Here is an 18,323-nt window from a genome sequence, read left to right as displayed (position 1 = left end):
CTGTGGCGAAGTTGCGGCCAGGCTGACATCAAAAGTCGTCCTCGACCCCGTTCTTGACCAGGATTTCCCGCTTGCCGGCGTGATTGGCCGCACTCACGAGCCCTTCCTGCTCCATCCGCTCGATGATCGAGGCGGCGCGGTTATAGCCGATCGACAGCCGGCGCTGGACATAGGAGGTCGAGGCCTTCTTGTCGCGCAGGACGATCGCCACCGCCTTGTCGTAGAGGTCGTTGCCGTCATCGCCGCCACCGCCGCCGGACTGGTCATAGGGGCTGTCGGAGACCTCGTCCTCCTCGGTCACCGCCTCCAGATACTGCGGCGTGCCCTGCCGCTTCAGATGGGTGACGATCTGCTCGACCTCGTCGTCGGAGACGAACGGGCCGTGCACGCGCTGGATCCGGCCACCGCCGGCCATATAGAGCATGTCGCCCTGGCCCAGCAGCTGCTCCGCGCCCTGTTCGCCGAGGATCGTGCGGCTGTCGATCTTCGAGGTCACCTGGAAGGAAATCCGGGTCGGGAAGTTCGCCTTGATCGTGCCGGTGATGACATCGACGGACGGGCGCTGGGTCGCCATGATGATGTGGATGCCGGCGGCGCGGGCCATCTGCGCCAGCCGCTGGATCGCCCCTTCGATGTCCTTGCCGGCGACCATCATCAGGTCGGCCATCTCGTCGACGATAACGACGATATAGGGCATCTTTTCCAGTGGCAGTTCCTCATCCTCGAAGATCGGCTCGCCGGTCTCCCGGTCGAAACCGGTCTGCACCGTGCGGGTGAACACCTCGCCCTTTTCCAACGCCTGGGTGACCCGGGTGTTGTAGCCGTCGATGTTGCGAACGCCCATCTTCGACATCTTCTTGTAGCGCTCTTCCATCTCGCGGACGGTCCATTTGAGCGCCACCACCGCCTTTTTCGGGTCGGTGACGACCGGTGTCAGCAGGTGGGGAATGCCATCGTAAATCGACAGTTCCAGCATCTTCGGGTCGATCATGATCAGCTTGCACTGTTCCGGCTCCAGCCGGTAGAGCAGCGACATGATCATGGTGTTGATCGCCACCGACTTGCCCGAACCGGTGGTGCCGGCAACGAGCAGATGCGGCATCCGGGCCAGATCGGCGATCACCGGCTCACCGCCGATGGTCTTGCCGAGGGTCAGCGCCAGCTTGGCCTTCGACTTCTCGTAGTCGCTCGCCGCCAGCAATTCGCGCAAGTACACCGTCTCGCGCCGCTGGTTCGGCAGCTCGATGCCGATGGCGTTCTTGCCCGGGATCACCGCCACACGGGCGGAAATCGCGCTCATGGAGCGGGCGATGTCATCGGCCAGACCAATCACCCGGCTCGACTTGATGCCCGGCGCAGGTTCCAGCTCGTAAAGGGTGACGACCGGACCGGGCCGCACCTCGATGATTTCACCGCGCACGCCGAAATCCTCCAGCACCCCTTCCAGGATCCGGGCGTTCTGTTCCAGCGCATCGGTGTTGATCGCGGTCTGCCGGCCACCGCCCTTGGGCTCCGCCAGAAGCCGCAGCGGCGGCAGTTCATAGCTTTCCGCCGGCCGCAGGAACGAGGGCTGCGCCTCGACCGCCACCCGCTTGCCCGGCTTGGGCCGGGCCGCCGGCGGCACCACCCGGTTCGGCGTCTCCGCCCGGCTCGCAGGCCCGGCAATGCTTCTGGGCAGCGATGTGCCGAAGTCGGCCAGCGGCCCCTCATCGTCAAGATCGGGCAGATCATCGATGGTTCCGCCCGAGGTGACCACACGCGGCCCACGCCGCTCCCCGGGCTCATCCCGCTCGTCGTCGGGATAATAGTCATCGAGACCATCATCCTCCTTCGGCATCAGCCGTTCGGCTAGCCGTCGCCGCAAGGTGCCGAACCGGACCCGGCCGCCGCTCCGATGCTCTTCCTCCGGCGCGTCATGGTCTTCCTCGGCGCCCCCCGGATAGTCATCCTCGGCGAACTCCCGCTCCATGCGCGGGTCGTAGTCTTCCGCCGGATCCGAAGTGTCCGGATAATCGTCGTCCTCATAAACCGGCTCCGCCGCGCGGGCCGGCCGGCGCAGACGCCGGCGCAGGGTCGCCCGCGCCAGCAAGCCCCAATGGGCCAAGGCCCCGGCGGCGGCGGCCCAGCGGCTGTCGCGCTCGTCCTCGTCCTCGTCATCACCATAGTCAGGCACCGCACCGACGGAACGGGCATGGCGCGAGGGTTCGGGCAGGGGTTCGAACACCGGCTCCGGATCGGCCCCAAGCCAGCCGGCGGCACGCAAAAGCAGGATCACCGCCGGCACGCCCAACCCGAGCCCGCCAACGATCATCGCCATGCCTTCGGTCAGCTCACCGGTGACCATTTCCGGCAGCTTGTAGACGAAATCGCCGAGAAAGCCACCAAGGCCGGTCGGCAACGGCCAGGAGGAGGGCACCGGCAGGGCGGCCAGCGCCCCGGCGCCAAGCAGCGTCCCGGCGATCCAGGCCACCAGCCGGCGCAGCGCGATCCGCGTCGCCTTGGCCGACAGGAGCCGCCAGCCCCACAGCACCACCGGCACCAGGAACACCGCGACCGACAGGCCGATCGCCTGCATCAGGATATCGGCGACCACCGCCCCCGGCAGGCCCAGCGCGTTGCGCACCGGCGCCGAGGTGGCATGGCTGAAGCTCGGGTCGGTCGCCGACCAGGTGGCCAGCGCCGCCGCCAGCGCCGCGCACAGGGCGATCAGGCCCAGCCCGCTGGCGCCGATCAGATTGCGCTTCAGGAACCGCTTGAACGGCGCTTCCGTATCATCGAGCCCCAGGGCCGCGGCCCGTCCGCTGCGCATGGTGGTGGCGCGTCGCATGGCTTAGTCTCCCAACACCGCGAGAACACAGGCAAGGCCCGCCTCGACCGTCGCCGCGTCATCGACCAGCGCCAGCCGGATATAGGCCTCACCCGGATTGCCGCCGGGCCGGTCCATCGACAGGAAGGCGCCGGGCAGCACCTTCACCCCGGCCTCGGCCCACAGGCGCCGGCTGACCGCGACGCCGCCGCCCCAGCGGGACACATCGAGCCACAGGAAGAACCCGCCGGCCGGGGTCACCGGGCCGAACAGCGGCGCCAGCTCGCGCTCGGCAATGGCAAATTTCTCGTTGTAGAGCCGGCGGTTTTCCTCAACATGCGCCTCATCCCGATAGGCGGCGGCGGCCACCGCCTGCAACGGCATCGACACCTGCGGCGCGCACAGACCCCGGAACCGGGTCCAGGCGGCCAGGAACGCCGGATCGCCGGCGGCGATGCCACAGCGCAGCCCGGCAAGGTTCGAGCGCTTCGACAGCGAATTGATGGACAGCACATTGGCAAAGCCCTCGCCCAGGGCAAGGGCCGCTTCCAGCACACCGGGCGGCGGCGTGTCGCGGTAGATCTCCGAGTAGCATTCATCGGCGATCAGCAGGAACCGGTGCCTGCGGGCCAGCTCGATCAGCTTGCACCACATCTCAAGATCCACCGCCGCCCCTTGCGGGTTGGCGGGGGAGGCGAGGAAGAACGCAACGGTGCGGTCCAGCAGAGCCGGATCGAGCTGGTCGAGATCGGGCAGGAAGCCGGTCTGCGGGCCCGCATCCAGATAGACCGCCTCCGCGCCGGCCACATGCGCCGCCGCCGCATAGGTCTGGTAGAACGGGTTCGGCATCAGCACCGCCTGCCGTTCGTCGGTCTTGGCGAAATAGTCGCGCGCGCCCAGCGCGGCGAAGGTCAGCCCCTCGCGCGAGCCGTTGAGCGCCACCACCCCCATTGACGCGGGCAGCGCGCCGCCGAGCCGGTAGCGGGCATCGAGCCAGGCGCCGGCCGCGGCCCGGAAATCCTCGGTTCCGGTGATCGCCGGATAGCGGCTGAATTCGGCCAGATGCGCCTGCAGCACCTCACCGGTGAAGCCGGGGATCGGATGGCGCGGCTCGCCGATCGTCATCACGATCGGATCGGCGCCGGGGGCGATGCCCTCCAGCACTGCAGCCAGCCGCTGGAACGGGTTGTCCGAGGGCAGAGCGGAGGCAGGGGAACGCGGGGCGATGGTGGCGGTATCGGACATGCGAACCAAAATTCTCCCTAGATCCGAAGGCCTTGGCCCGGATCGTCCAGAATATCTGTCGCAAGCCTATCGCCGGTTGGTAAATCCCTCATTAACCATCGGACATTTGCCAGGATCGCGACCGGTGTCGCCCCCGTCGCCCACCGCAGTCCCTCCTAGAAATCGCAGGCGATGCCCTTGATTTCCCAGTCATCGTAGCGGGCCGGATCGAGCCCGCCGCGCCCGTCGATTTCCCGGGCCATCGCCTGTTGCCTTGCATCGATCTCCGCCCGCCGGGCCTCGGCCTCCGCCAGCGCCCGCTGCGCCGCCGGCGGCAGATCCTCCAGCCGGCGTACCGTGGGGGTTGCCTGATCCTCGCTCAGAGGGGAAATGTCCGTGTCGCTCGTCACTGCCGCTCTCCATTTGCCGCGCGTCGCACCGCTTCCATCTTGCATAGCGGGCACATCCCGCCAACATATAAGACCAACGCCCGCGCTGGCGAAGCCCCCTGACCGGATGCCGGGGACCAAATGCCGCGGGGCAAACGTGTGGGGGCGGCGCTTGCGCGCGCCGCGCCATACCAGGATCGAACCGGACAGGATCGCGACCGACATGAGCTATTTCCGCACCGCGTTGCTTCTCGCGGCCATGACCGCACTCTTCATGGGGATCGGCTTCCTGATCGGCGGCCAGAGCGGCATGGTGATCGCCTTCCTGATCGCCGCCGCGATGAATGTCTTCAGCTACTGGAACTCCGACAAGATGGTGCTGCGCATGCACCATGCCATCGAGGCGCACGAGCATCAGGCGCCGGAGCTGTTCCACATGGTGCGCCAGCTCGCCGCCAATGCCGGCCTGCCGATGCCCAAGGTCTATCTGATCGACAATCCGCAACCGAATGCGTTTGCCACGGGCCGCAATCCGCAAAACGCCGCCGTCGCGGCGACCACCGGCCTGCTCGACACCCTCAGCGCCGAGGAGGTGGCCGCCGTGATGGCCCATGAGCTGGCCCATGTAAAGAACCACGACACCCTGATCATGACGATCACCGCGACCCTCGCCGGTGCGATCTCCATGCTGGCCAATTTCGCCTTCTTCTTCGGCGGCAACCGCGACAACAACAATCCGCTCGGCTTCATCGGCGTGCTGCTGGCGATGATCGTCGCGCCGCTCGCCGCCATGCTGGTGCAAATGGCGATCAGCCGCACCCGGGAGTACGCCGCCGACCGCATGGGCGCGGAAATCTGCGGCAATCCCATGTGGCTCGCCTCCGCGCTCGCCAAGATCGCCGGCGGCGCGGCGCAAATCCCCAACGAGGATGCCGAGCGCAACCCGGCGACCGCGCATATGTTCATCATCAACCCGCTGTCGGGCCAGCGCATGGACAACCTGTTCTCCACCCACCCGAACACCGAAAACCGCATCGCTGCCCTGCGCGAGCTGGCCGGCTCCATGGCGCCGGCTACCGCTGGCGGGTTCGCCGGTACGGGCCTGCATGAGGACCGGGCGCCGCGCACCGACCCGCCCGGCCCCTGGGGCCGGCGCGAGCGCTCCGACCGTCATCCGCCATCGCGCGGCCCCTCCAAACGTGGACCATGGGGCTAAGAACGCCGGAGAAGGATAGCCCGCCAACGCAAGGGCGATGGCATTTTCGCTTGTCCTGCAGGACGCTGAGGGGCATATCCGGTCCCTCGCACCGTCGCAGAACAAGGATATAACGACCGTGGCCCGCTCGCCCCATCCGCCGAAACGCCCCCCGAAGAAAGACGCGCGCCCGGACCGTCCGCGGGCCAGGGTCGAGCCGCTCGCAGGGCTGGCCGCGCGCAAGGCTGCCGTCGACATTCTCGGCCGGGTGCTGCGCGCCCAGCGCCCGCTCGACGAGGAGCTGGATGCCGAGCACGGCCATCCGGGGGTGCGCGATCTCGACGCCCAGGATCGAAGCCTGCTGCGCGCGCTGCTCGGCACCGCCTTGCGCCATCGCGGCCAGATCGGCGCCATCCTCGACCATCTGCTCGACCGGCCGATCCCGGACAAGAGCGGCGCGGCGATGGATATCCTGCATATCGCCGCCGCGCAGATCCTGTTCATGGAGGTGGCCGATCACGCCGCCGTCTCCCTCGCCGTGACGCTGGCGGATCAAGACCGCAAGGCGCGGACCTACAAGGGGCTCGTGAATGCGGTGCTGCGCCGGATGGCGCGCGACGCCGAGGACCTGCGCACACGCTTCAACGAGCCCTGGCGCAACACACCGGTCTGGCTCTTTGCCGCCTGGCAGAAGGCCTATGGCGCAGAGCGGGCGCTGCAGACCGCCGCCATGCATCTCCACACCCCCAATCTCGACCTGACCGTGAAGAGCGACCCGGACGGCTGGGCGACACGGCTCGGCGGCCGGCGGATTGCCGGCAACAGCATCCGCCTTGCCGATCATGCGGGCCGGGTCGACCGGCTTGACGGGTTCGAGGAGGGGGCCTGGTGGGTGCAGGACGCCGCCGCCGCGCTGCCCGCCCGGCTGCTGGGCGAGGTCGCCGGCAAGCGGGTTGCCGACCTGTGTGCGGCCCCCGGCGGCAAGACCGCCCAGCTCGCCGCCGCCGGGGCCACTGTCACCGCCGTCGATATCTCCTCCCGCCGGCTCGCGCGGCTGCGCGCCAATCTCGACCGGCTGTCCCTTGTCGCCGAAGTCCGGGTCGGCGATCTGCGCAACTTCGAGCCGGAGACCCCGTTCGACGCGATCCTGCTCGACGCGCCCTGTTCGGCCACCGGCACCATTCGCCGCCATCCGGATGTCGCCTGGAGCAAGCGCCCGGAGGATATTGCCGTCCTGGTGCAGATCCAGGCGGAGCTGCTCCAGCGGGTGAGCGGCTGGCTGGTGCCGGGCGGCACCCTCGTCTATTGCACCTGCTCCGTGCAGCCGGAAGAAGGGGAGGCGCAGATCGCCGCGTTTCTTGCCGCCAATCCCGGCTTTGCCCGCCTGCCGGTCACCGAAGACGAGATCGGCATTCCCGGCGCCATCACCGAGGCCGGGGACCTGCGCACGCTGCCCTGCCTGCTGCCATGCTCAATTCCGGGCGAACCTGAGCGGCTTGGGGGCCTCGACGGCTTCTTCGCCGCCCGTCTGAAGCGCCTGTAACCGGCGTTTTCGGTGGACGGACAGGCATCTCCGGGCAGATCCGCCCGCCAATCGTAACGAAACGCTAACGTTAATCCCCGAAAGTCGACCCAGGACACAACGCGGATCGCGGTGGGGTGCCGGCACGGATTCAAGCTATCGGAGGGTAATTGGCGGCGATGACGCTTGGCTCGGTGACCGAGCGGGCTCGGGTATGGCATCTTCTTGCGCATACAGCCTGGCAATCGGTACTGCGATGGGTCCATGGGGGGCCGCTGTTTCGCTGGAGCCCCTTCACGGGCGCGCCCGCGCGCCTGCTCATCGCCCCGCAGGACCTGCGCACCGCCGATGGCACCAATGCCGCCGATATCTATGCCGGACGCTTCCTGTTCGCCGGACAGCTCGTCGAGGCCAACGGCCAGTCGCCCTTCGAGGTGATCCCGCCGTCCGCCGACTGGGAACGGGCGCTGCACGGCTTCGGCTGGCTGCGCCACCTCAAGGCCGCCGACACCATCGTCGCCCGCCAGAACGCCCGCGCACTGGTCGAGGACTGGATCCGCTATTGCGGCTACTGGCATGAAACCGGCTGGGAAGAGCAGGTGGTGTCGCGCCGGGTGATGGCCTGGCTGTCGCAATCGCCGCTGATCCTGGAAGGCTGCGACCACGATTTCTACCGCCGCTTCCTGCGCTCGCTCGCCCGGCAGGTGCGCTATCTGCGCCGCACGCTGAACGAGGTTCCGGACGGGCTGCCCCGTCTCAGCGCGGCGATCGCGGTGGCCGCCGCCACCGTGTCCCTGTCCGGGCAGGGGCGCTACGTGCGCCAGAGCCTGCGCCGGCTCGACCAGGAGCTGGCGCGGCAGATCCTGGCGGATGGCGGCCACATCACCCGCAACCCGGCGGCGCTGCTCGATATTCTTGTCGACCTCCTGCCGATCCGCCAGGCGCTGACCATGCAGGGCATGCCGTCCTCGCAAGCGGTGATGCAGGCCATCGACCGGATGATGCCGATGGTGCGGTTCTTCCGCCATGGCGACGGCACCTTCGCCCATTTCAACGGCATGGGCTCGACGCCGGCCGATCTGGTCGCCACCATCCTCGCCTATGACGATGCCCGCGGCGCCCCGCCGGGCAATGCGCCCCATTCCGGCTACCAGCGGCTCGCCCACAACGACACGGTGGTGCTGATCGACGTCGGCCCGCCGCCGCCGGCGGCCCTCAGCCAGAACGCCCATGCCGGCTGTCTGTCGTTCGAGCTGTCGTCCCGGCGCAACCGCATCATCGTCAACTGCGGCGTCACCCACAGCGACCGCGGCGTCTGGCGCGCGGTCTCCCGCTCCACCGCCGCCCATTCGACCGCCGTCATCGACGACACCTCCTCGGCCCATTTCATCGCCGAGGAGCGCTATCGCGGCTGGCTCGGCGCGCCGATCGTCGCCGGACCGACCCAGGTGCCGGTCGAGCGGGAAGAGGACACCGCCGGCACCCGGGTCGTCGCCAGCCACAACGGCTATCAGGACAGCCACCGCATCATTCACGAACGCGACCTGACGCTGGCCTCCGACGGGACCGTGCTCGACGGCATCGACCGGTTCCGCAAGACCGGCAAGCTCGGCCCCCGCGACCGCTACGCCATCCGCTTTCACCTGCACCCATCGGTCAAGGCCAGCTCGATCCGCGCCGGCACCGCCGTTCTCCTGGTCGCCGCCGACGGCGAGGCCTGGGAGTTCGTGGCCCCGGGCTGTGAAATGACGGTCGAGGAATCGATCTATCTGTCCGACACCTACGGCCATCGCCGCACTGCCCAGATCGTGCTGCATGGCCGGGTTTCGCTGCGCGACGAGGTGAGCTGGCAGCTCCGCCGCACCGTCAACGCCAAGACCAGCCGCAAACGGGTCAGCAGCCCGAACGCGGAGGAACTCGATCTCTGACGACGCCTGACGGCGTGAGGCCATCACATGCGGCCCGCAAGCCTCGTCACGGGGCGCGGTCCGCAGCCGCCAGCGCCGATTTCCGCCGCTGCCGCCTTCCGGTACGCCGCCATTCGTGCTAGGGCGCGGGCGAACTCCCGTTCCTCACCAGCTCGAAGGATATTGCGATGGCCGTGGCGTCAAAACGCATTCCCGTTCCCGATCTTGTCCCCGTCAAGCGCGCGCTCCTGTCGGTTTCCGACAAGACCGGCCTTGTCGCCTTCGCCGCCGCGCTGGCCGCCCGTGGCGTGGCGCTGATCTCGACCGGAGGAACCCGGGCGGCGCTGGCCGAGGCGGGCCTTGAGGTCACCGACATTTCTGACGTGACCGGCTTTCCCGAAATCATGGATGGCCGGGTCAAGACGCTGCACCCCAATGTGCATGGCGGGCTTCTGGCGATCCGCGACGATGCGGACCACCGCGCGGCCATGGAGACCCATGGCATCGAGGGCATCGACCTCGTCTGCGTCAATCTCTACCCGTTCGAGGAAACCGTGGCCGGCGGCGCCGACTATGCCACCGGCATCGAGAACATCGACATCGGCGGGCCGGCGATGACCCGCGCCGCCGCCAAGAACCACGCCTATGTGACCATGGTCAGCGATCCGGCCGACTATGATGCGGTGATTGCCGCGCTTGGCGAAAATGACGGCCAGGTGCCGCTGTCCCTGCGCAAGCAGCTGGCACAGAAGGCCTTTGCCCGCACCGCCGCCTATGACGCCGCCGTGTCCAACTGGTTTGCCGGCGAAATCGGCGAGACCGCACCGGCGCACCGGGCCATCGGCGGCACCCTGGCCGAGGTGATGCGCTACGGCGAGAACCCGCACCAGCAGGCGGCCTTCTACAAGACCGGCGAGCACCGCTTCGGCGTCGCCACCGCCCGGCAGATCCAGGGCAAGGCGCTGTCCTACAACAACATCAACGACACCGATGCCGCCTTCGAGCTGGTCAGCGAGTTCGATCCCGCCCGCACCCGCGCGGTGGCGATCATCAAGCACGCCAACCCGTGCGGCGTTGCCGAAGGGGAGACGTTGAAGGCCGCCTATGAAAAGGCGCTGGCCTGCGATCCGGTGTCCGCCTTCGGTGGCATCGTCGCCCTCAACGCTCCGCTGGACGCGGAAGCGGCGGAAGAGATCGTCAAGATCTTCACCGAGGTGATCATCGCTCCCGACGCCAGCCAGGACGCGATCGACATCGTCGCCCGCAAGAAGAACCTGCGGCTGCTGCTGACCGGCGGTCTCGCCGATCCGCGCGCGCCGGGCCTGGCGGTCAAGACCGTGGCCGGCGGCCTCCTGGTGCAGGGACGCGATTCCGGTGTCGTCGACGATCTGGATCTGAAGGTGGTGACCAAGCGAGCGCCGAGCGCGCAGGAACTGGCCGATCTGAAATTTGCCTTCCGCGTTGCCAAGCACGTCAAGTCGAACGCCATCGTCTACGTCAAGGACGGCACCACGGTGGGCGTCGGCGCCGGCCAGATGAGCCGGGTCGACAGCGCCCGCATCGCCGCGCGCAAGGCCGAGGATGCCGCTGAGGCGGCCGGCGCGACCACACCGCTCACCCGCGGCTCGGTGGTTGCCTCCGATGCCTTCTTCCCCTTCGCCGATGGCCTGATGGCCGCCGTCGAGGCGGGCGCCACGGCGGTGATCCAGCCGGGCGGCTCCATGCGTGACGATGAGGTGATCAAGGCCGCCGACGAGGCCGGCCTTGCCATGGTCTTCACCGGCATGCGCCACTTCCGGCACTGATCGCGATCAACCCCGAAACACCTTCCGGCGCGAGCTTCGGCTGGCGCCGGGAGGGCTCTCTTCCCCTGAAAGCTTTGAAATCGGCACGGCACCGCCCCACATGAAGGGCAGCAGCCGGCGCCAGATTTGGGCGCCAGAGCAGGCTTACGCAAAGGGGGGAGGAGGCTTCCGCATGACATCCCGCTTCGACGATCTCGGCTTCGATGCCGAATTCCTCGGCCCCGAGGAAGAGCAGAAGGCCCGCGTTTCCGAGCGGATCTTCACCGTTGCCCGCAAGGCCATGCGGCAGATCCCGTTCATGGAAGACGTGCTGGCGGCCTATTACTGCGCCCTCGATCCGGCCACCCCGTCACGGGTGCGCGGGGCGATCTTCGCCGCTCTTGCCTATTTCGTCATGCCGTTTGATGCGGTGCCCGACATGCTGGTCGGCATCGGCTTCGGCGACGATGCCAGCATCCTGCTCGGCGTGCTGGCGCTGGTGCGCGCCCATGTGCGCGACGAACATCTCGCCGCCGCCCGCAAGGCGCTGCATCCGGAGACGGACAGCGCCGCACCGTAATCTGAAAAAATCGGAAAACCGGGTCAGCTCTGGCCGGGATCGCCATCTGAACCAGGTTCGCGGGACAGATTGCCCACCAGCCGCCAGCGGCCGGCACAGCGCCCGGCGATCAGCCAGTACACGAAGCCGGCAAGGAACCCCGCGGAAGCGGCCACCGTCGAGCCGGGCGGCAAGCCGCCCATGGCAGCCCGTGCCGGATCCGCCGGCGCTGCATCCCCCAGCATCCACAGACCGAAGCCGATCGCCCCGCCGGCGGCCAGATGGAAGATCACGCCGCGCAGCCGCAGCGCCTCCGACAGCAAGATGGCGAGACATGCGGGCAGGAAGGCAAAGCCGCCAATGACGCTGGCACCGATGAGACCGGAGCCGAACGCCGCGCCAGCGGCCACCGGATCGCCCTCAAGATCCACCGCCTGCACGAAGCCGAAGGCCAGGAACAGGCCGGCCGCCAGCATGGCACAGATGAAGCCGACGACGATGCGGATCACCTGAAGGACGAAGCCGCCGCCATCAATCATGAAGCGGCCGGCGTCACAGCTTCGAGCGCGGCCCGTTCCTTGGCGCGCATGCGTTCGGATTCCGACTTGAGCTGACCGCAGGCGGCGAAGATGTCGCGGCCGCGCGGGGTGCGGATCGGCGAGGCATAGCCCGCCCGATTGACCACATCGGCGAAGGTTTCGATCTGCTCCCAGTCGGAGCATTCATAGGCCGAGCCGGGCCAGGGGTTGAACGGGATCAGGTTGATCTTCGCCGGGATGCCCTTCAACAGGCGCACCAACTCGCGCGCATCGGCGAGGCTGTCGTTCACCCCCTTCAGCATCACGTATTCGAAGGTGATGCGGCGGGCGTTGTTCAGCCCCGGATAGTTGCGGCAGGCCTCGAGCAGTTCCGCGATGTTCCACTTCTTGTTGATCGGCACCAGTTCATCGCGCAGCTCGTCACGCACCGCATGCAGCGAGATCGCCAGCATGCAGCCGATTTCAGCGCCGGTGCGCTCGATCATCGGCACCACGCCGGAGGTCGACAGGGTGATCCGCCGCTTCGACAGGGACAGCCCGTCGCCATCGGAGGCGATCAACAGCGCCTTCTTCACATTGTCGAAATTGTAGAGCGGCTCGCCCATGCCCATCATCACGATATTGGTGACGAGCCGGCCCTCGGACGGCACGGCGGCATTGGCCGGCGTCTCGCCCTTCGGAAAATCGCCGAGCCGATCCCGGGCGATCAGCACCTGGGAGAGGATTTCCTCCGCCGTCAGGTTGCGCACCAGGCGCTGGGTGCCGGTGTGGCAGAAGGTACAGGTGAGGGTGCAGCCGACCTGGGAGGAGACGCAGAGGGTGCCGCGTCCTTCCTCCGGAATGTAGACGGTTTCGATTTCCACCGGCCGGCCGGCACCGCGCGGGGGAAAGCGGAACAGCCACTTGCGGGTGCCGTCGTTGGAGATCTGTTCAGAGACGATTTCCGGCCGGGCAATGGTGTAATGCTCGGCAAGCAGCGCCCGAAGATCCTTCGACACATTGGTCATATCGGCGAAATCGGACACGCCGCGCACGTAGAACCAGTGCCAGAGCTGGGCCACCCGCATCCGGATCTGCCGGTCGGGCACGCCGATGGCGACAAGTGCTTCGGCAAGCTCCTCCCGGTCCAGGCCGATCAGCGACGGCTTTTCTGCCGCCACAGGGGCCTCGGACGGGCGGGCGGACCCGGGAGCGGGGGCCGTCTGTGTGTCACTGTCGCGCATGCTCATGGTCTTCGTCGTCTTCATCAATGGCCGAAGCGGGCCGGATCGGTTTATGGCTCAGGTTCGGGACCATCCCGGAGGCTGTCCGGCGCCAAAGCGCGGCAGTGCCTGTTCCTGTTCAAATATCGGCAATCAGTGCCAACGCGAAAAGGCGGTGACTGTTGCCACCGCCCTTTGGCGCGTTGCGCAAAAGCCACCTCTGCGCCCTCCGGACATCGGGAGGCGCGGAGGAAGCTCCTGGCCGTGATCGAGACACGCAACCGCACACCCGGTCCGGTGCGCCGGTCGCCCGCGCGCAGGGCAGTATACCCACCGGCGCCGGCTTTGTGAGCCCCTTGTATCGGCCGCACAGGATATAGCGCAGCTGCAAAATCGAAAAAAGCCCGACAAAGCGGGCTTTTCCGAGGCAATGCCACCGGTATTCGACATGCGGGGGGGAGGCCCGCCGGATCGGCGATCAGCGACAGGCCTTGTCCGCGGCGGTGATCGACGCGGTCACCCCCGACAGCGAGAAGTCATATATCGTCTGGGTGCCGCGCTGGGAAACGCCGGTCACCTGCATCTTGCTGCCGGCCTTCATGGCGGCGATCAGCTGACGCTCCTCGGCCGGGTTCGACATCCACGCGCCGTCGTTCTTGGTGAACAGCGTGAATTTCCTGCCGTCCACATCGACCGAGACGGAGGAATTGTCCTTGAACGGATACCCGACGATGACGCTGGGCTCATTCGTAACATTCTCACCCGGGCGGTTGGACACGAAGAAGAACACATCTCCGTGGTTCCGGTCGCTCGGCGCCATTTTCGTGGGCTGCGACAAGGCGTAGCACACCTTTCCCTTGGCACCGCCATAGGAAAACGCGCGCCACTGATTGAACTCGCCAATCGGGGTCGGCGTCTGGGCCGAAGCCGCCACGCTCGACAAAACGACTGCGATGAGGGCTGGAATTAGCGTTCGTGCCTGCATGATCTCCTGACCGCTACTGCTCGCGCTTCGACATCTGATCAAATCTGCAGCAGATTTGTCACCTTGTTTTAAGGTTACTGCATTGCAAGTTACGAAAGGGTTGATAGATCCACTCGCACGTGGTGCCCCTTCGAAAACCGGCTATGATCAATCGGAGGGTGCACGCTGCGGGCACAAATCGGGCAACAGTGTGACATCTTCCATGTGACCGTCGCCGATCCGGGCCGGGATCGGCGTCACGTCGCGCAAGCGGACCAAGGCCTGTGGATCCGGGTGGAAGATCGGGGGATGGGGATCGCAATGCAATGCAGGCGACAGCAGCGGCCGAACCCGGCAGGCACGGAGGATCCACGGCCGTGACCGATCCGCAGCATCACGCCGGTCTGATCGCCCGGGTCGCCGAAGCGCGCGACAAGACCGCCTTCGCCGAGCTGTTCGATCATTTCGCACCCCGGATCAAGGCCTATCTGATCCGGCTCGGCGCCGAGCCGGGCGCGGCCGAGGACATCGTTCAGGACGCGATGGTCACGCTCTGGCGCAAGGCGCATATGTTCGACGCCCGCCGTGCCTCCGCTGCCACCTGGCTGTTCCGCATCGCCCGCAACCGGCGCATCGACACCCTGCGCCGCGCCCGGTCCGACCGGCTCGATCCGGAAGAACCGATGCTGCGGCCGCCCGCGCCGGAGGCCCAGGACGATAGTCTGGATGCCCGCATCCGCGACGACCGGGTGCGCCACGCGCTGAAGGATCTGCCGCCGGATCAGGTCGAACTGATCCGCCAGGCGTTTTATTCCGGCCTGTCGCACAGCCAGATCGCCGAGGAGAGCGGCCTCCCGCTCGGCACGGTCAAGTCCCGCATCCGGCTCGCCTTCACCAAACTGCGCAAGACCCTGGAAGCCGACAGCACCGTCGACCGGCCCTGACCCGGCCGCGATCCGCGCCGCGCCCGGAGCGCCATACCCACCTTCGTTGCCATTTTCCTCTGCCATCTCCTGCGGCCTGCCCCCAATGGACACGGCGGTCGCGGGTTGACCGAAGAACAAACCGACTGGTAGGTATGTTTTATGAGCGCCGCCCATCATCGCCGCAAGGATCCGGAAAAGGTCCGCCACGCCCTGCTCGCCGCCGCCCGCCTGATGGCCAGCGACAAGGGGCTCGCCGCGCTCAGCCTCCAGGCGGTCGCGGCCGCCGCCGGCGTCACCAAGGGCGCGTTGTTTCACCATTTCGCCAGCAAGCAGGCGCTGGTCGACGCGGTGTTCGCCGATCTGCTGGAAAGCCTCGACCAGGACATCGATGCGCGGATCGCCGCCGACGGTGAGCCGCAGGGCTGTTTCACCCGCGCCTATGCGGATGTGGTCTGCCGGCTTGGCGCGGCCGACCCCGCCGATCCCCATGCGGCGCTCTGGATCTCGGCGATTGCCGAGCCCAGGTTGCGCGAACGGTGGGCCGACTGGGTGACGCAGCGCCTCGACCGGCACCGCCGCACCGACAATGCGCCGCCGCTCGCCATCGTCCGCCACGCCGCCGATGGCGTCTGGCTTGCCGATCTGGCCGGCATCGACATTCCCGATCGGGCTGCCTTGCGCGACCGCCTGATCGCCGCGACCCGCCCCATACCCACCTTTGAGCCGAAAGCGCCCTGAGCCATGCAGACCTACCTGTTCCTCGGCATTGCCATCCTCGGCGAGGTGATCGCCACCTCCGCGCTGAAAGCCTCTGCCGGCTTCACCCAGCTGGTGCCCTCGGTGATCGTCGCGCTCGGCTATCTGGTCGCCTTCTATTTCCTGTCGCTGACCCTCAAGGTGATGCCGATCGGCATTGCCTATGGCGTCTGGTCCGGCGCCGGCATCATCCTCGTTTCCGGCATCGGCTGGGCGCTGTTCGGTCAGCGGCTCGATGCCTGGGGCGCCATCGGCATCGGCTTCATCCTCCTCGGCGTGCTGATCGTCAATCTCCTGTCCAAGACGACGGTGCACTGACGGGCGCCACGACGGCTTCAAGTACGCCGATAAAAAACAAAGCCGGCGCAGTTTCCCGCACCGGCCAAATGTTGTGAAATATCGTGGGCGTCCTCCCGGACGCAGCGATAGCCGCGGTCCGGGATCGGCGAGGCTCGGCCTCGCAGGTTCAGCCGATTGAAAACGTGAGTCTTTCGGCTCCCCGATCCCGGGTCGCGCTTGAGGCTTGCCCGGGATGACGCCGAGCGGCGGCTTTGCCTCTTGTCGGCAGCATGCGTCGGCCTGTGTTCGTCCGGCAGGATTGGGCCGCACCGTCACTCAGTCGGAGATTCCGAGCAGGCGGCAGATCTCGTCGAGCTGTTCAACCGAGGCGTATTTGATCTTCAGCTCGCCGGAGCCACGCTCCTTCTTGTGGGCAATGGCAATCTTCAGGCCAAGGCTGTCGGCAAGACGCTTTTCCAGCGCCCGCGTGTCCGCGTCCTTCTCCGCCTTGCGGGCGGGGCTCGCGCCCTTGCGCGTCAGCGCCTCGGGATCCTGCGCCAGCTTTTCCGCCTCGCGCACATTGAGGCCCTTTTCCACGATCAGCTCGGCCAGCGCCGCCGGATCGGCGGCGGTGATCAGCGCCCGTGCATGGCCCGCGGTCAAGAGCCCCTCGGCGAGATAATCCTTCACCGAGTTCGGCAGTTTCAGAAGGCGCAGCGTATTGGCCACATGGCTGCGGCTCTTGCCGATGACCTTGGCCAGTTCGCTCTGGCTGTAAGAGAATTCCTGCACCAGCTGGTCGTAGCCGAGCCCTTCCTCGATCGGATTGAGATCGGCCCGCTGCACGTTCTCGATGATCGCCAGTTCCAGCGCTTCCTGGTCGGTGACATCGCGCACGACAATCGGCACCATGTGCAAGCCGGCCCGCTGCGCCGCCCGCCAGCGCCGCTCACCGGCGATGATCTCATAAGCGTTGTCGCGGCTTGCCACCGGGCGCACCAGAAGCGGCTGCACAATCCCCTTTTCGCGCACGGACTCGGTCAGGTCCTCAAGGTCCCGCTCGCCGAAATTCTTGCGCGGGTTGCGCGGATTGGCGGTCAGGAACTCGATCGGCACCCGCCGGGTGTCGCGCGGCGGCCGGGGATCGGCGGGCGGCTCGGTTCCAACCTCACCGATCAGCGCCGCGAGCCCGCGCCCCAACCGCTTCTTCTTGCTGCCGTCCTCATCCGCCATGTCGTTCTTACCCGTTGCTCGCGCCATTCAGGCTGTCTGTTCTTTGCCATGAGGCCCCTCCCCGCTTCCAATCATGCGAAAAGCAAGGCGGAAACCCCCGGGCCCCGTTGCACATTCATCCGGCGCCGGCCGTGCCTCGGCCGGCCGGCCATTCGGTCAAACCAGGTTGTTGCGCATCCGAATCGGAGCGTTGCCGAATCGAAAGTCGCGTCTCACGCGGCAACGCCGCGCAAGGTCCGCTCGCGCTGAATGATTTCCGACGCCAGGCGCAAATAGGCCTGGCTGCCGGAACACTTGAGATCGTAAAGCAGCGCCGGCTTGCCATAGGACGGCGCCTCGGACACACGCACATTGCGCGGGATCACCGTCTCATACACCGCATCGCCCATGGTCTCGCGCACATCGGCCACCACCTGGTTCGACAGGTTGTTGCGGCTGTCGAACATGGTCAGCACAATGCCATGAATCGACAGCTCCGGATTGAGCGCCGCCTTGACCTGCTCGACCGTGCTCAAAAGCTGGCTAAGCCCCTCCAGCGCGAAGAACTCGCATTGCAGCGGCACCAGGATCGAATGAGAGGCGGACAGTGCATTGATCGTGAGAAGATTGAGCGAGGGCGGACAATCGATCAGCACATAGGAGAAATCCGGGAGTGCCTCCTCCCGGCTCTGCGCCATGGCGGAAATCGCGTTGCGCAGCCGATGCGCCCGATCCGGACGGGCGGCAATCTCCAGCTCGACCCCGAGCAGATCCATGGTCGATGGCGCCACCCACAGACGCGGCACATCGGTGTCCAGGATGGTTTCGGCAAGTGAACACTCGCCGGTCATCACGTCATAGGTCGACAGATCGCGGTCGCGGCGGTCGATCCCCAGCCCGGTCGAGGCATTGCCCTGCGGGTCAAGATCGATGACCAGAACCCGTTCCCCGATCGCCGCCAGGGCGGTTCCCAGATTGATCGCGGTGGTGGTCTTTCCGACCCCGCCTTTCTGGTTGGCCAGGGCCAACACGCGGGGAGACTGCGGCAGAATGCTCATC

16 protein-coding genes are annotated in these 18,323 nt (G+C 67.1%); 8 read left to right on the top strand and 8 right to left on the bottom strand.

Going from position 1 to position 18,323, the window contains the following annotated elements:
• Nucleotides 1–28: 28 nt before the first annotated feature.
• The 3 genes from LC062_RS15275 to LC062_RS15265 all read right to left on the bottom strand — a co-directional run bounded on the left by LC062_RS15275 (nucleotide 29) and on the right by LC062_RS15265 (nucleotide 4,422).
• Nucleotides 29–2,827 (bottom strand): FtsK/SpoIIIE family DNA translocase, encoded by a 2,799-nt coding sequence (locus LC062_RS15275; RefSeq protein WP_224911897.1) that lies wholly within the window; start codon nucleotides 2,825–2,827, stop codon nucleotides 29–31.
• A gap of 3 nt (nucleotides 2,828–2,830) precedes the next feature.
• On the bottom strand, nucleotides 2,831–4,051 hold the full coding sequence (locus tag LC062_RS15270) for an aminotransferase class I/II-fold pyridoxal phosphate-dependent enzyme (RefSeq protein WP_224911896.1): 1,221 nt from the start codon (nucleotides 4,049–4,051) through the stop codon (nucleotides 2,831–2,833).
• 155 nt (nucleotides 4,052–4,206) lie between these two features.
• Nucleotides 4,207–4,422 (bottom strand): DUF1674 domain-containing protein, encoded by a 216-nt coding sequence (locus LC062_RS15265; RefSeq protein WP_224911989.1) that lies wholly within the window; start codon nucleotides 4,420–4,422, stop codon nucleotides 4,207–4,209.
• Between the two features lie 220 nt (nucleotides 4,423–4,642).
• Between LC062_RS15265 and htpX the strand changes: the two genes are divergently transcribed.
• From htpX to LC062_RS15240, 5 genes are all read left to right on the top strand, one after another.
• The gene (htpX, locus tag LC062_RS15260) at nucleotides 4,643–5,635 is read left to right on the top strand and encodes a zinc metalloprotease HtpX (RefSeq protein WP_224911895.1); all 993 of its coding nucleotides are present in this window, start codon (nucleotides 4,643–4,645) and stop codon (nucleotides 5,633–5,635) included.
• A 118-nt stretch (nucleotides 5,636–5,753) separates the two neighbouring features.
• Entirely contained in the window at nucleotides 5,754–7,157 is a 1,404-nt protein-coding gene (locus LC062_RS15255; protein ID WP_404829736.1) for an RsmB/NOP family class I SAM-dependent RNA methyltransferase, read from the top strand.
• A 158-nt stretch (nucleotides 7,158–7,315) separates the two neighbouring features.
• Nucleotides 7,316–9,064: a heparinase II/III family protein gene (locus LC062_RS15250; protein ID WP_224911894.1), complete on the top strand. Its 1,749-nt coding sequence runs from the start codon at nucleotides 7,316–7,318 to the stop codon at nucleotides 9,062–9,064.
• A gap of 167 nt (nucleotides 9,065–9,231) precedes the next feature.
• A complete protein-coding gene (purH, locus tag LC062_RS15245; RefSeq protein ID WP_224911893.1) occupies nucleotides 9,232–10,848 on the top strand; it encodes a bifunctional phosphoribosylaminoimidazolecarboxamide formyltransferase/IMP cyclohydrolase in 1,617 nt (538 codons plus the stop codon).
• 172 nt (nucleotides 10,849–11,020) lie between these two features.
• Nucleotides 11,021–11,407, top strand: coding sequence for a YkvA family protein (locus LC062_RS15240; RefSeq protein ID WP_224911892.1), 387 nt, complete (start codon nucleotides 11,021–11,023; stop codon nucleotides 11,405–11,407).
• 23 nt (nucleotides 11,408–11,430) lie between these two features.
• On the opposite strand, the gene LC062_RS15235 is transcribed toward LC062_RS15240, so the two are convergent.
• From LC062_RS15235 to LC062_RS15225, 3 genes are all read right to left on the bottom strand, one after another.
• The gene (locus tag LC062_RS15235; RefSeq protein WP_224911891.1) at nucleotides 11,431–11,925 is read right to left on the bottom strand and encodes a translation initiation factor IF-3; all 495 of its coding nucleotides are present in this window, start codon (nucleotides 11,923–11,925) and stop codon (nucleotides 11,431–11,433) included.
• Nucleotides 11,922–13,148 carry a 23S rRNA (adenine(2503)-C(2))-methyltransferase RlmN gene (gene rlmN / locus LC062_RS15230; RefSeq protein ID WP_404829735.1) on the bottom strand — a complete coding sequence of 409 codons (1,227 nt, stop codon included), beginning with the start codon at nucleotides 13,146–13,148 and terminating at the stop codon, nucleotides 11,922–11,924. The genes LC062_RS15235 and rlmN overlap by 4 nt, the downstream gene beginning before the upstream one ends.
• Nucleotides 13,149–13,605: 457 nt before the next feature.
• A complete protein-coding gene (locus tag LC062_RS15225; protein WP_224911889.1) occupies nucleotides 13,606–14,112 on the bottom strand; it encodes an invasion associated locus B family protein in 507 nt (168 codons plus the stop codon).
• A gap of 356 nt (nucleotides 14,113–14,468) precedes the next feature.
• Here LC062_RS15225 and LC062_RS15220 point away from each other — a divergent pair, with 356 nt between their 5' ends.
• The 3 genes from LC062_RS15220 (at nucleotide 14,469) to LC062_RS15210 (ending at nucleotide 16,091) form a co-directional block, all read left to right on the top strand.
• Nucleotides 14,469–15,035 (top strand): sigma-70 family RNA polymerase sigma factor, encoded by a 567-nt coding sequence (locus tag LC062_RS15220; RefSeq protein ID WP_224911888.1) that lies wholly within the window; start codon nucleotides 14,469–14,471, stop codon nucleotides 15,033–15,035.
• A gap of 141 nt (nucleotides 15,036–15,176) precedes the next feature.
• Nucleotides 15,177–15,755: a TetR/AcrR family transcriptional regulator gene (locus LC062_RS15215; RefSeq protein WP_224911887.1), complete on the top strand. Its 579-nt coding sequence runs from the start codon at nucleotides 15,177–15,179 to the stop codon at nucleotides 15,753–15,755.
• 3 nt (nucleotides 15,756–15,758) lie between these two features.
• Entirely contained in the window at nucleotides 15,759–16,091 is a 333-nt protein-coding gene (locus LC062_RS15210; RefSeq protein ID WP_224911886.1) for an SMR family transporter, read from the top strand.
• Nucleotides 16,092–16,388: 297 nt separating this feature from the next.
• On the opposite strand, the gene LC062_RS15205 is transcribed toward LC062_RS15210, so the two are convergent.
• Nucleotides 16,389–17,285 carry a ParB/RepB/Spo0J family partition protein gene (locus LC062_RS15205; RefSeq protein WP_224911987.1) on the bottom strand — a complete coding sequence of 299 codons (897 nt, stop codon included), beginning with the start codon at nucleotides 17,283–17,285 and terminating at the stop codon, nucleotides 16,389–16,391.
• Between the two features lie 212 nt (nucleotides 17,286–17,497).
• Nucleotides 17,498–18,322, bottom strand: coding sequence for a ParA family protein (locus LC062_RS15200; RefSeq protein WP_224911885.1), 825 nt, complete (start codon nucleotides 18,320–18,322; stop codon nucleotides 17,498–17,500).
• Nucleotide 18,323 lies beyond the last annotated feature (1 nt).

The organism is Stappia indica, assembly GCF_020177335.1.
Lineage (GTDB): Bacteria > Pseudomonadota > Alphaproteobacteria > Rhizobiales > Stappiaceae > Stappia > Stappia indica_B.
This window is presented reverse-complemented; position numbering and strand designations above follow the sequence as displayed.